Genomic DNA, 12,589 nt, shown 5'->3' with positions numbered 1-12,589 from the left:
GCGACCTAAAGAACAAGGGCGCGCGGTGCGCGCCCTTGGCGGGAATTTATTCGTCTTCCTGCTTGGCGGCCGGTGCCGCGCTCAGTTTGCTTTCCAGCTCGGCCATGCGCTGTTCCAACAGCGCCAGCTTCTCGCGGGTGCGCAACAGCACCTGAGTCTGTACGTCGAACTCTTCGCGGTTAACCAAATCCAGGCGGGTCAGCTGCGACTGCAGGACCTGACGGATTTTTTTCTCAACGTCTTCCCCGAATTCACGAACGCCTTTAGGCATGGACTCATGAACCTGGCGTGCGATTTGTTCGATTTTTTTCGGGTCAATCATGGCGTATCCCTTTCAGAGTTTAATAGCTGCCGCTTAGTGTAATGCGAGTTGCCCGCCGGATAAACCATTAAGCGCATTCGCCGTGCGTGGCCGAATTGTGCTTTTGCCAATTGCCCTGCCTACCCATTAGCGTTATAGTCATCCTGCTTATTCTCAGGGCGGGGTGAAAGTCCCCACCGGCGGTAAATCACCTTCTACGGTGAAAGCCCGCGAGCGCTCAGCCAGCCTGTCAGGGCCGGTTAGAGGTCAGCAGATCCGGTGTAATTCCGGGGCCGACGGTTATAGTCCGGATGGGAGAGAGTAACGGTATCTGCCGGGCTTGCGCCCGCTTGCGTTATTTTTTTAGCTATTGCTAGCTACTCCTCAAGATCGCCCTGGTTCTGGTAATCCATAATTTTTAATGAGGTTTTTTACCATGAATCAGACGCTACTTTCAGACTTCGGCACGCCGACAGAACGCGTTGAACGCGCGATTGACGCACTGCGCAACGGGCGCGGCGTAATGGTGCTCGATGATGAAAACCGTGAAAACGAAGGTGACATGATCTTCGCCGCGGAAACCATGACCGTTGAGCAGATGGCGCTGACCATTCGCCACGGCAGCGGTATCGTGTGCCTGTGCATCACCGAAGAACGCCGTCAGCAGCTTGAGCTGCCGATGATGGTGACCAACAACTCCAGCCAATTCCAGACCGCCTTCACCGTGACCATTGAAGCGGCGCAGGGCGTGACCACCGGGGTTTCCGCTTCCGATCGCCTGACCACCATCCGTGCGGCGGTGGCAGACAGCGCCAAGCCGAGCGACCTGAACCGTCCGGGCCACGTGTTCCCGCTGCGCGCGCAGCCGGGCGGCGTGCTGAGCCGTCGCGGCCACACCGAAGCGACCATCGATCTGGTTTCCATGGCCGGTTTCAAACCTGCCGGCGTGCTGTGTGAACTGACCAATGACGATGGCAGCATGGCGCACGCGCCGGAAGTGATCGCCTTCGCCAAACAGCACGACATGGTGGTGCTGACCATCGAAGATCTGGTGGCCTACCGCCAGGCGCACGAGAAAAAAGCCAGCTGATAGCCGGCCGCTTTCAACGATAAAAAAGCCGCGTAACGCGGCTTTTTTTGTGGCTACCGTTTTGACAGGCGTTCGCCGATGCGGCTGGCGTAATTCATCACGTGGAAGGTGTAGTTCTCCTCCACCGTGCCCTGGAACAGATGGGCCCAGGGGCCGATGGCGTAGATGCCGAGATCTTCCCCTCCGTGGGTCTCGCTTTTCAGCGGGACCAGCGCCGGCTGAATAAAGTCGGGCGCGGTGGCCTGCTCCATGGTCAATGCCGGGCGTTCGGCCAGTGGGATCGTGCCGCCGGGGCCATTGGCGAAGCCGACGGTGGTGTAAGTCTTGCCGTCGCTGCCCAGCAGCGGTTTGCCGTTGACCCCCACGGAAATACCGAGGATAGGATTACCCCGCTTGGCATAGCCGGCGATGGTGAGTGTGTGGCTGTGATCGCCGGTCACCACCACCAGCGTGTCGTTCAGATCGACTTTATTGACGATGGTTTTCACCGCTTCGTTCAGGGCGACCGCGTCGCTCAGCGTGCGGTAGGCGTTACCGCTATGGCTGCCGTGATCGATGCGTCCCCCCTCCACCAACAGCAGGTAGCCCTCGGGATTCTTGGCCAGAATATCGATGGCCTTGCCGGTCATTTCCGCCAGCGAAGGTTCTCCCGCCGCGTCTTGCCGCCGATCGTGCTCGAAGTTCATGTGCGACGGCTCAAACAGGGCCAACAGGTGGTCGACCTTACCCGGCTCGATTTTGTCGAACTGCGCCTGATTCCATACGTATTGCCCTCGCTCGCCATAGCGTTGTAGCCAGGCCTGCGTCAGATCGCGGCCATCCTTTCTGGCGCCTGTTTTGCCGGGGTATTCCGGGTCGCTCACGCTGTCGGGCAGGAAGTTGGCGCGCCCGCCACCCATTGCCACGTTGAGGCCGTTGCCGTACTTCATTTCCACCAGTTGGCGCGCGATGTCGCGGCAGCCTGCGGCCAGGGCCGCTGCCGGCATTTTTGCGTCGGACTCCCAATCGCGGTTGGCGATATGGGCATAGGTCGCGCCCGGCGTGGCGTGGGTGATGGTCGCGGTCGTCACGGCACCGGTGGACATGCCGAGCGTTGCGGCCATCTCCCACAGCGTGGTGACGGCCTTGGTTTGCTGGTCCTCGCAATTGTTGAGGGTCGCCGTATGGTTGAGGCCCATCAGATCGTTGATGGTTTTGACGCCGGTAGTCATTGCCACTGCGCTGGGCGCGGAGTCGGTGATTTGGGCGTCGGCGGAGTAGGTTTTGGCCGCCGCCAGATAGGGGAAGGCCTCCCAGGCCAGCACGTTGGATTCGCCGTCCACGCCGCGCTGCTGCCCTTCAAAAATGCGGGCGGCGGTCACGGTGGAAAACCCCATGCCGTCGCCGACCACCAGAATGACGCTTTTGGCGCGGTTGGTGTTTGGCGTCTGTTTCAGCCGCTGTTGCAGCTGAGCTTGCGCCTGAAGGAAGTAAGGGTCTTCGCGCTGCGTCAGCTGCGCGTTGTCCGCTGTGCCGGCGGTTGCCGTCCAGCCGGCGAATAAGGACATGGAAAGTGCCAGGCGGGTTGCCAGGGTGAGTCTGAACATGAATTCCTCCTTGGTGAGACGTAATTCCCATCGCTCGGCGGGGTTGCCTGCTCCCGTCGGCAGAGGAGGAGTGTATAGATTGCGTTAACAAAAAATACATAAATTGTTCACAAATTAGATCTGTGTGGCAGTAATGCCATGACATTCATGTTTGTTATTAATCTATTGAAATATATAAATTTTTTATCTTTCTGTCTGCCGGCGCATTCCTCCGTTTTTAATTCAAATTTATTGAATATCTTCATCACGGTTATCCGGCTGTGTTGGTGCGGCAAAGCGCGTAATGTAGCGGCATAGCACAATTTGAACTAAGGATCTCCCTATGAACACCTCTCGTATGCCTGCACTATTTCTTGGCCACGGTAGCCCGATGAACGTGCTGGAAGACAATCGTTACACCCGGGCATGGCGTGCGTTGGGTGAGTCATTGCCGCGCCCGAAGGCGATCGTGGCGGTTTCCGCACATTGGTATACCCGCGGCACTGCGGTTACCGCGATGGAAAAACCCAAAACCATTCACGACTTCGGCGGGTTCCCGCAGGCGCTGTTCGATACCCGTTATCCGGCGCCGGGCTCTCCCGCGCTGGCTGCGCAGCTGCAGCAAATGCTGGCGCCGGTGCCGGTAACGGCCGATCTGGGCGAGTGGGGGCTGGATCACGGCACCTGGGGCGTCTTGATCAAGATGTATCCCAATGCCGACATCCCGGTGGTGCAGCTCAGCGTCGACGGCACGCAGCCGGCGGCCTATCACTATGAACTGGGCCGCAAACTTGCTGCGCTGCGCGATGAGGGGGTGATGATTGTCGCCAGCGGCAACGTGGTGCACAACCTGCGCATGGTGAAATGGCAGGGCGATACCAGCGCCTACCCGTGGGCGGAATCGTTCAATAACTTTGTCCGCGATAACCTGCGTTATCGGGGTGATAACCATCCGCTGGTGGATTTCATGCGCCATGAGGGGGCGGCGCTGTCGAATCCGACGCCGGAACACTATCTGCCGTTGCTGTACGTGCTTGGCGGTTGGGATGGAAAAGAGGCCATCAGCGTGCCGATCGACGGTATCGAAATGGGGGCGCTGAGCATGCTGTCGGTGCAGGTGGGGTAAAGAAAAACGCCAGTCAGAGACTGGCGTTTTTGTCTTCGGCGGGGCGATCAGCCGAGAATGGTGTGCGGGTAGAAGCGCGACAGATCCTGCGTGATCAGTTCGCGATCTTCGCGCAGACCGATGCCGCAAGGTTGATCGTTCACCAGCCAGCTGCCGATCAACGTGTAGCTGTCTTCGAACTTCGGCAGCGGATGGAACTGCTGCACGATCATGCCCTCTTCGCCGTATGGCCCATCGACGCGCGCCACTTCCTGACCGTTTTCGACGATCTGGATATTGGCGCCTTCGCGTGAGAACAGCGGTTTGGTGACGTAATGATCCATCGGCGGATGATCGTCTTGCGCGAAATAAGCCGGCAACAGATTCGGGTGGTTCGGGAACATTTCCCACAGCAGCGGCAGCAGCGCCTTGTTGGAGATGATGCTCTTCCAGGCCGGCTCCAGCCAGCGCACGCCGGCGTCTTCGAGCTTGGTGGAGAACATCTCGCGCAGCATGAATTCCCACGGGTAGAGCTTGAACAGGTTGCCGATCACCTGATCCTGCAGATCGGTAAACTGGCCTTTCTCGCCGAGGCCAATCTCTTCCATGAACAGGAACTCGGTCGGCAGACCGGCTTCCTGCGCGCAGTCCTGCAGATATTGCACCGTGCCGCGATCTTCTTCGCTGTCCTGGCAGCAGGCCAGGTGCAACAGGCCGAAGCCGTGATGTGCTTTCAGCTCGGCGAAACGCTCGATCAGCTTCTCCTGCAGGCTGTTGTACTGATCCGACTCCGGATCCAGCTTGCCGGCGTTGATCTGGTCTTCCAGCCACAGCCACTGGAAGAAGGCCGCCTCATACAGCGAGGTTGGCGTATCGGCGTTGTTTTCCAGCAGCTTCGGCGGGTTGACGCCGTCGTAGGCCAGATCGAGACGCGAGTACAGCGACGGCTGGTGGGTGCGCCAGGAGCTGCGCACGAACTCCCAGGTGTGTTTCGGGATGCAGAACTTGGCCATCAGCTCGTCGCTGCCGACCACTTTTTCCACCACCTGCAGGCACATCTGGTGCAGCTCGGCGGTGGCGCTTTCGATCTCTTCAATCTGCGCCAGCGTGAACTGGTAATAGGCGTCTTCACACCAGTAGGGCTCGCCGTACATGGTGTGGAAACGGAACCCGAACTCGGTCGCTTTTTCACGCCAGTCCGGGCGCTCGGTAATAGCAATACGTTTCATGCATCAACCGCCCATGCTGCGAGAGCCGGAGTTGGAGGCGGCGCTGCTGCGCTGCATGCTGGTCTGCTTGGCCACGGTCTCGCCGAAGCCGCCGCGGGTCACGGTGTTGGTGACCGCAGGCTTCGGCGCCATGGCGGTTTTCGGCACCGTCATGGTGCGGCCGCCGGCGGTGGCCGGGCCGTAGCTCTTGCCGCTGGCGTCGACAAACTTGCCGTTCGCCGGGCTGGCGGCGTTCTTGGAGGTGAACAGTGGCTGCTGCGCGAAACCGGAGCCGCCCATCAGGCGACCCATCATGTAGCCCGCCATCAGCGGCATCCAGAAGCTGCCGCTGCTTTGCGATTCCGCCGCCATGCCGGCCTGCGCCGGAGCCGGCGCCTGGGTGCACTGCGCTTCGCCGAACTCGGCGACGCAGTCTTCGCGGGTAGCATATTTCGGTGCGGTTTTCGCCGCTTCTTTCAGGGCGCTGTTGTAGGCGGTGGTGCACTGCTCGCTCATCGAAGGATTGGCGCGCGAACAGTCATCGGCATTCTGATACAGGGAGACCGTTTCATCGCTCTTCTCGCAGCCGGCCAGCATAAAGACAGCGCTGATCGCCAAAGCCACGGGCGCGACACGGTAGCTGCGCCAGGATTTGCGGAACGTCTCTTGGTTGATGTTTTTTGTCCGTTTCATCGTTATCAATCCCATCATGCGGGCTGTTTTCGCCCTTTCCCAGTAGTGGCGCTAAGGATAGGGGAAACATGGTCAAAATTAAAGCTGAAACGCCCGCAGAATCGACTCTTTACGCAGTTATACGTTGGGGTGTGCGCCAGTTCGCTTTCGCGGCGAATAAACGCGCGTTGGTGTTTCATCATGAAACGTTGTCGCTATGATGATGTTCCATAATGGAACAAAAATCGCGAGGCTCGCCAGGCGGGCGGCGGGCGCTCATAGTCGAAGCACAACAACAAGCCGGCGGCGAAGTCGGCGCGTCATCACCTGATATCTGAACGTTACCATCGCCAACTCCCTACAAGGATCCGGTTATGTTGAGAATCATCCAGTCACCAGGCAAATATATTCAGGGCGCCAATGCGCTGGCCGCCGTCGGCGAATATGCCAAATCCCTCGCCGATCACTACCTGGTGATCGCAGACGACTTCGTGATGCAGCTGGCGGGCGACACCCTGATGGGCAGCCTGCAGCAGCACGGCGTGAAACATCACGCGGCCCGCTTCAACGGCGAATGCTGCCGCAAAGAGATAGACCGGCTCGGCCATGAGCTGCAGGCTCACGGCTGCCGCGGCGTGATCGGCGTCGGCGGCGGCAAGACGCTCGACACCGCCAAGGCCGTGGCGCACTACCAACAGCTGCCGGTGGTGCTTATTCCCACCATCGCCTCCACCGATGCGCCGACCAGCGCGCTGTCGGTCCTCTACACTGAACAGGGCGAATTCGCCGAATACCTGATTTATCCGCGCAACCCGGACATGGTGGTGATGGACAGCGCCATCATCGCCAAAGCGCCGGTGCGCCTGCTGGTAGCTGGCATGGGCGACGCGCTCTCTACCTATTTCGAAGCCCAGGCCTGTTTCGACGCCCAGGCCACCAGCATGGCCGGCGGCAAATCGACGCTGGCGGCGCTCAGCCTGGCGCGGCTGTGTTATGACACGCTGCTGGCGGAAGGGGTAAAAGCCAAACTGGCGGTCGAGGCCGGCGTGGTGACGGAAGCGGTGGAGCGCATCATTGAGGCCAATACCTATCTGAGCGGCATCGGCTTCGAGAGCAGCGGGCTGGCGGCGGCGCATGCCATTCACAACGGTTTTACCGTGCTCGAGGAGTGCCACCACCTGTATCACGGCGAGAAAGTGGCGTTCGGCACCTTGGCACAGCTGGTGCTGCAGAACAGCCCCATGGCGCAGATTGAAACCGTGCTGGCGTTTTGCCATGGCATCGGCCTGCCGATCACGCTGGCGCAGATGGGCGTCACCGGCGATGCGACGGCGAAGATCATGGCGGTGGCCGAGGCCAGCTGCGCCGCCGGCGAAACCATTCACAACATGCCGTTCAAGGTCACCCCAGCGGGCGTGCAGGCGGCGATCCTGACGGCGGATAGGCTGGGCGCCGCCTGGCTGCAGCGTCATTGATACCCTTGGGGCGCGATGCGCCGCGCCCCTGTTCTTACAGAGGAAACCATCGTGAAAAAACTGATTAATCAGGTCGAGTCGGTGTTGGAAGAGCAGTTGCAGGGGCTGGCGGAGGCCCATCCCGAGCTGTTGGTGCACGCGGATCCGGTGTTCGTGACCCGCGCCGACGCGCCGGTGGCGGGCAAGGTGGCGATCCTGTCCGGCGGCGGCAGCGGCCATGAGCCGATGCACTGCGGTTTCGTCGGCGAAGGGATGCTCGACGGCGCCTGTCCGGGCGAGATTTTTACCTCGCCGACGCCGGATAAAATGTACGAGTGCGGCCAGGCGATCGACGGCGGCGCCGGGGTGTTGCTGCTGATCAAGAACTACACCGGCGACGTGCTCAACTTCGAAACCGCCACCGAGCTGCTGCACGACAGCGGCGTCGCGGTGGCGACGGTGCTGGTGGATGATGACGTGGCGGTCAAAGACAGTCTGTTTACCGCCGGGCGGCGTGGGGTAGCCAACACCGTGCTGATGGAGAAGTTGCTGGGCGCCGCCGCGGCGCGCGGCGACGATCTGGACAGCGTGGTGACGCTGGGGCATCGCATCAATAACCACGGGCATTCGATCGGCATCGCGCTGGGGGCTTGCACCGTGCCGGCCGCCGGCAAGCCGTCGTTCACCCTGGCGGAGAACGAAATGGAGTTCGGCGTCGGCATTCACGGCGAGCCGGGCATTGCGCGCCGCCCGTTCACCACGCTCAACGCGGCGGTGGACGACATGTTCCATACGCTGATCGACCACGGCCACTATCAGCGCACGATCCGCGTCTGGGATCGTCAGCAGGGCGAGTGGCGCGACGAGATGCAAACCAAGCAGCCGCTGACGCGCGGCGATCGGGCGATCGCGCTGGTCAACAACCTGGGCGCCACGCCGCTGTCCGAGCTGTATGGCGTGTACCATCGATTGGCGGAACGCTGCGCCGAGGCTGGCATCATTATCGAACGCAACCTGGTGGGCTCTTATTGCACCTCGCTCGATATGCAGGGCGTGTCCATCACGCTGTTGAACGTGGACGACGAGCTGTTGTCCTTGTGGGATGCGCCGGTGAAAACGCCTGCGCTGCGTTGGGGTTGCTGAGGAGGAATCATGGCGTTGACCAAACAACAGGTTGTCGATTGGCTGATGCGTTGCGGCGAGGTGTTCAACCGGGAGCGCGATTTTCTGACCCGGTTGGACACCGAGATCGGCGATGCCGACCACGGTTTGAACATGAATCGCGGTTTTAACAAGGTGGTAGAAAAACTGCCGTCGGTGGCGGACAAAGATATCGGCTTCATTCTGAAAAACACCGGCATGACGCTGCTGTCGAGCGTGGGCGGCGCCAGCGGCCCGCTGTTCGGCACCTTCTTCATCCGCGCGGCGCAGGCGGCGAACGCCAAGCAAAGCCTGGATTTGGTGGAGTTGCAGCAGATGATGCAGGAGGGGGTGGAAGGCGTGGTGATGCGCGGTAAAGCGGAGCCGGGCGACAAAACCATGTGCGACGTCTGGTGGCCGGTGGTGGAAAGCCTCGGTCAGTCCGCGCAGCAGAACCTGAGCGTGTCGGAGGCGCTGCAGCGCGCCGCCGACAGCGCCGAGCGGGCGGTGGAGAGCACCATTACCATGCAGGCGCGCAAGGGGCGGGCCAGTTACCTGGGCGAGCGCAGCATCGGCCACCAGGATCCCGGCGCCACTTCGGTGATGCTGATGATGAAAACGCTGGCCGAGGTCGCCGGTAGTTAGCTGTAGCAGGAGGCGAGATGATTAATATCGTGGTGGTTTCGCACAGCGCGTTGCTGGCGCGCGGCGTTGAGCAGTTGGCGCGGCAGATGATGCGCGGCGATGGCTGCAAGCTGGCGCTGGCGGCGGGCGTGGATGACGAGCAGCACCCGATCGGCACCGACGCGGTCAAAGTGATGGAGGCGATCGAAGCGGTTGCCGACGGCGACGGCGTTCTGGTGCTGATGGACCTGGGCAGCGCGCTGCTCAGCGCGGAAACCGCGCTCGATTTGCTGGATCCGGACCTGGCCGCCAAAGTGCGGCTGTGTGCGGCGCCGCTGGTCGAAGGCACGCTGGCGGCGGTGGTCGCCGCCAACTCCGGCGCCTCGCTGGAGCAGGTAGTGGCGGAGGCGCAGGGTGCGCTGCAGGCTAAACAGGCGCAGCTGGGCGAGGCCACATCTACGGCGAAAAGCGCGGCTTTGCCGCTGGCGCAGGGCAAAAGCGCAACCTGGACGGTGCAAAACCCGCATGGGCTGCATGCGCGCCCGGCGGCGCGGCTGGTAGAGGCGCTGGCGCCGTTCAAGGCCGAGCTGGTGCTGGAAAAGCAGGGGCAGTGCGTCGATCCGCGCAGCCTCAATCAGCTGGCGCTGCTGCAGGTGCGCCACGGCGACACCATTCGCCTGATCGCCGACGGCGCGCAGGCGGACGAAGCGCTGGCGGCGTTCAAAGCGCTGGCGGAGCAACATTTCGGCGAGACGGTTTCCGAGCGGCAGCAGCCTTCGCTGCACGGTATCCCGGTGGCGGAAAGCGTCACCAGCGGGCCGGTGTTCCAGGCCCCCAGCTTCCGGCCGCCAACCGTCGATCGACGGATCGGCGCGGACGAGGTGTTGGGCGAACAGCAACGCCTGCGGGAGGCGCTGCAGCACACTCTGAGCGATCTGAACCGGCTGGCGGAACGTACCGGTACGCTGATCGGCAAGCCGCAGGCGGCGATCTTCGGCGCCCACAGCATGCTGTTGGACGATCCGGATCTGCAGCAGGCGGCTTACACCCGCATTGCGCAACAGCTGTGCTGCGCCGAACAGGCCTGGCGGCAGGTGCTGGAAGCGATCGCCGAAGAGTACCGCGAACTGGATGACGACTACATGCGGGCGCGTGAACTGGACGTGCGCGACATGCTGCGCCGCACGCTGTGCCATCTGCAGGGGCTGCCGCTGCCGGCCATCGCGCTGGCAGAGCCGTCGATACTGGTGATGGACGAGCTGATGCCTTCGGAGGTGGTGATGCTCGACAGGCGGCTGGTGCTCGGCATCTGCCTCAGCGGTGGCAATGCCCTGTCGCACAGCGCCATTCTGGCGAAGGCGATGGGCATTCCGATGGTGGTCGGCATGCAGGATTGCCTGAGCAAAACCCGCAGCGGGCAGAAGGCGATGCTGGACGCCGCGCGCGGGGTGTTGCAGCTCAGCCACTAGGCGCGCAGCTTGAACTGGCGGATATCGATCCCGTGCTGTTTGATCTTCCGCCACAGGGTGGTGCGGCCGATGCCCAGCAGTTGCGCCATCTCTGTCAGCTGACCTCGGCTGACGGTCGCCGCGCGGAGGATCGCCTGGCGCTCCATGTCCGTCAGCGTCAACAGCGGCGCGCCGGGCTGCGGATCGCTCTCCAGCAGCGACGGCTGGCCGAGCAGGTGCGCCGGCAAATCTGCCAACTGGATGTGGTGGCCGTGGCAGATCATCGCCGCGCGCTCCACCACTCCTTTCAGTTCCAAATCGTTGCCGGGCCACAGGTAGAACGCCAGCTGGGCCATCACTTCGTCATCCACCCGAAAGCGACACTGAAAGTGTTGCTCCAGCGCGCGCAGATGGTGTTTGACCAGCAGCGGAATATCGCTCAGCCGCTGGCGCAGCGGCGGGATCTGGATCTCGAAGGCTTGCAGGCTGTAAAACAGCTGGCGGCGGAAGCGGTTTTGCTGCACCAGCAGCGGCAGATCGGCGGCGCTGCCGGCGATCACCCGCACATCGACCGGGATCACCCGGCTGGAATTGAGGCGGATCACCACGCCGGTTTTCAGCACCTGCAGCAACGCCGACTGCATCTCCGCCGGCAGGTATTCGATCTGTTCGAGATACAGCGTGCCGCCGTTAGCCAATTCGAATTTGCTCAGCTGGCCGGCCTCTTCTTCGCTGGCGTCGCTGCCCAGCAGCTCACGCAACCCCTGTGCCTGCGGTAGCAGCTGGCAGTTGAGGGCGATATACGGCCCGGCGGCGCGTTCGCCGGCGTTGTGGATAGCCTGGCTGAGACGCTCTTTGCCGACCCCTTCCTCTCCGCGCAGCAGGATTGGATGCTGGCCCTTGGCCGCCTGCTGCCCGTAACGGATCAGCCGCCGCATCTCCAGCGAGGCGGAGGGCATCTGCTCAAAGCTGTGGCTGACTCGCCCCAGCTGGCTGCTGACGTACTGGCGCAGCCGCTCGAGCGGGTGCAGCAGGGCGATGAAACTGCAGCGTTCGCCGTCGAAAATCGGCTTGAGCGTCAGCAAGGCGGCGATAAACTGCCGCTGGCTTTCGAAGGTGACTTCGACGTGTTGCAGCGGCTGCCGGTCGGCGATGGCGCGCTTGAGCAGGGCGGGCAGCGTCAGCAGCTGCGCCAGCGGTTTGCCCTGGCTCTGCTGCTCGTCCAGCTTCAGCAAGCCGGCGGCGCGCTGGTTGATGTATTGCAGGTAGCCACGGTGATCCCAGGCCATAACGCCGTCGTCCACGCCGTCCAGCAGGCCGTAAAGCTGATTCAGATGGCGGTTGGATTCCGCCAGCAGGCCGTCGGCGTTCAGCGAATTGCCGATTTCGCGGGCGATGGCCAGCGTCAGCGACAGATCGCCGGCGGCGCAGTCGGCCAACAGGCAGCCCAGCGCGATCGAGCCGCGTTGGCGGCCGCTGTTGTCGTAGACCGGCGTGGCGCAGAACGACCAGCCGTGCAGCGCCCGGCGCACGTGCTCTTCGCCGCTCACCCGCAGCGGGTGGCCTTCCGCCGCCGCCAGCGCCGGGGCGTTGGTGCCGATCTGCCCCTCGGCCCAGTAAGCGCCGGGGGCGAACCCCAATGGCTGCAACAGCTCCCAGGTTTTGGCGTCGCCGCAGCGCCACAGCATGCAGCCGCTCTCGTCGAGGATCATCAACAGGCAACGACGCGGCTCCATGTATTCGCAGGCGTCTTCCAGCGCCGCCTGGCCGAGCGTCAGCAGGTCGTTCTTGCGGCGGCAAATCGATTCGAAGGTGGCGCCCTGAGCGCGGTGCGGTGCCTGCCAAACGTCGGGCTGCATCAGGCTGCGGCAGCGTAGCCAGGAGGCGTAAACAGCCTGTGCCGGGCGCAGCGGCGGCGGCAGTTCGCCGTCGTTAATCAAGCGCTGCCAGCGTGAATCGTTGTCCATCGAACCTCATCCAGA

Annotated in this window: 11 protein-coding genes and 1 riboswitch; of the genes, 6 read left to right on the top strand and 5 right to left on the bottom strand. The window is 62.4% G+C overall.

Going from position 1 to position 12,589, the window contains the following annotated elements:
- Positions 1-46: 46 nt before the first annotated feature.
- Complete coding sequence (locus EKL15_RS11515; RefSeq protein ID WP_004937216.1) at positions 47-322, bottom strand: accessory factor UbiK family protein; 276 nt, start codon at positions 320-322, stop codon at positions 47-49.
- A 145-nt stretch (positions 323-467) separates the two neighbouring features.
- Positions 468-628, top strand: a riboswitch (FMN riboswitch).
- 109 nt (positions 629-737) lie between these two features.
- Between EKL15_RS11515 and ribB the strand changes: the two genes are divergently transcribed.
- Complete coding sequence (gene ribB, locus EKL15_RS11510; RefSeq protein WP_033636071.1) at positions 738-1,391, top strand: 3,4-dihydroxy-2-butanone-4-phosphate synthase; 654 nt, start codon at positions 738-740, stop codon at positions 1,389-1,391.
- Positions 1,392-1,444: 53 nt separating this feature from the next.
- Here ribB and EKL15_RS11505 read toward each other — a convergent pair whose 3' ends face one another.
- Positions 1,445-2,977, bottom strand: coding sequence for an alkaline phosphatase (locus tag EKL15_RS11505; RefSeq protein ID WP_100395886.1), 1,533 nt, complete (start codon positions 2,975-2,977; stop codon positions 1,445-1,447).
- 322 nt (positions 2,978-3,299) lie between these two features.
- On the opposite strand from EKL15_RS11505, the gene ygiD reads away from it, so the two are divergent.
- Entirely contained in the window at positions 3,300-4,082 is a 783-nt protein-coding gene (gene ygiD, locus EKL15_RS11500; RefSeq protein WP_033636069.1) for a 4,5-DOPA dioxygenase extradiol, read from the top strand.
- Positions 4,083-4,129: 47 nt separating this feature from the next.
- Here ygiD and EKL15_RS11495 read toward each other — a convergent pair whose 3' ends face one another.
- Positions 4,130-5,290, bottom strand: a complete 1,161-nt coding sequence (locus tag EKL15_RS11495) for a glutathionylspermidine synthase family protein (RefSeq protein ID WP_087763609.1) — start codon at positions 5,288-5,290, stop codon at positions 4,130-4,132.
- A gap of 3 nt (positions 5,291-5,293) precedes the next feature.
- Entirely contained in the window at positions 5,294-5,962 is a 669-nt protein-coding gene (locus EKL15_RS11490; protein WP_100395887.1) for a DUF1190 family protein, read from the bottom strand.
- Positions 5,963-6,315: 353 nt separating this feature from the next.
- Here EKL15_RS11490 and EKL15_RS11485 point away from each other — a divergent pair, with 353 nt between their 5' ends.
- From EKL15_RS11485 to dhaM, 4 genes are read left to right on the top strand one after another with little or no spacing between them, the layout of a single operon-like run.
- The gene (locus EKL15_RS11485) at positions 6,316-7,416 is read left to right on the top strand and encodes a glycerol dehydrogenase (RefSeq protein WP_060424753.1); all 1,101 of its coding nucleotides are present in this window, start codon (positions 6,316-6,318) and stop codon (positions 7,414-7,416) included.
- 51 nt (positions 7,417-7,467) lie between these two features.
- A complete protein-coding gene (gene dhaK / locus EKL15_RS11480; RefSeq protein WP_060424756.1) occupies positions 7,468-8,538 on the top strand; it encodes a dihydroxyacetone kinase subunit DhaK in 1,071 nt (356 codons plus the stop codon).
- 9 nt (positions 8,539-8,547) lie between these two features.
- Positions 8,548-9,180, top strand: coding sequence for a dihydroxyacetone kinase subunit DhaL (dhaL, locus tag EKL15_RS11475; RefSeq protein ID WP_100395888.1), 633 nt, complete (start codon positions 8,548-8,550; stop codon positions 9,178-9,180).
- Positions 9,181-9,197: 17 nt separating this feature from the next.
- Complete coding sequence (dhaM, locus tag EKL15_RS11470) at positions 9,198-10,628, top strand: dihydroxyacetone kinase phosphoryl donor subunit DhaM (protein ID WP_193158417.1); 1,431 nt, start codon at positions 9,198-9,200, stop codon at positions 10,626-10,628.
- Here dhaM and dhaR read toward each other — a convergent pair.
- Positions 10,625-12,574 (bottom strand): dihydroxyacetone kinase operon transcriptional regulator DhaR, encoded by a 1,950-nt coding sequence (gene dhaR, locus EKL15_RS11465; protein ID WP_100395890.1) that lies wholly within the window; start codon positions 12,572-12,574, stop codon positions 10,625-10,627. The two genes, dhaM and dhaR, sit on opposite strands and share 4 nt — an antisense overlap.
- Positions 12,575-12,589 lie beyond the last annotated feature (15 nt).

The sequence above is a fragment of the Serratia sp. 4542 genome (assembly GCF_016805595.1).
Taxonomy (GTDB): domain Bacteria; phylum Pseudomonadota; class Gammaproteobacteria; order Enterobacterales; family Enterobacteriaceae; genus Serratia; species Serratia nevei.
The sequence above is the reverse complement of the archived record's forward strand: the minus strand, read 5'-3'. Positions and strand labels throughout refer to the sequence as shown.

What these genes read in the sequence shown, in the direction of transcription:
- EKL15_RS11490 (WP_100395887.1), bottom strand. Translation starts at nt 5,962, where the DNA reads ATGAAACGGACAAAAAACATCAACCAAGAGACGTTCCGCAAATCCTGG.
- EKL15_RS11485 (WP_060424753.1), top strand. Translation starts at nt 6,316, where the DNA reads ATGTTGAGAATCATCCAGTCACCAGGCAAATATATTCAGGGCGCCAAT.
- dhaR (WP_100395890.1), bottom strand. Translation starts at nt 12,574, where the DNA reads ATGGACAACGATTCACGCTGGCAGCGCTTGATTAACGACGGCGAACTG.
- dhaL (WP_100395888.1), top strand. Translation starts at nt 8,548, where the DNA reads ATGGCGTTGACCAAACAACAGGTTGTCGATTGGCTGATGCGTTGCGGC.
- EKL15_RS11505 (WP_100395886.1), bottom strand. Translation starts at nt 2,977, where the DNA reads ATGTTCAGACTCACCCTGGCAACCCGCCTGGCACTTTCCATGTCCTTA.
- dhaM (WP_193158417.1), top strand. Translation starts at nt 9,198, where the DNA reads ATGATTAATATCGTGGTGGTTTCGCACAGCGCGTTGCTGGCGCGCGGC.
- EKL15_RS11495 (WP_087763609.1), bottom strand. Translation starts at nt 5,290, where the DNA reads ATGAAACGTATTGCTATTACCGAGCGCCCGGACTGGCGTGAAAAAGCG.
- ygiD (WP_033636069.1), top strand. Translation starts at nt 3,300, where the DNA reads ATGAACACCTCTCGTATGCCTGCACTATTTCTTGGCCACGGTAGCCCG.
- EKL15_RS11515 (WP_004937216.1), bottom strand. Translation starts at nt 322, where the DNA reads ATGATTGACCCGAAAAAAATCGAACAAATCGCACGCCAGGTTCATGAG.
- ribB (WP_033636071.1), top strand. Translation starts at nt 738, where the DNA reads ATGAATCAGACGCTACTTTCAGACTTCGGCACGCCGACAGAACGCGTT.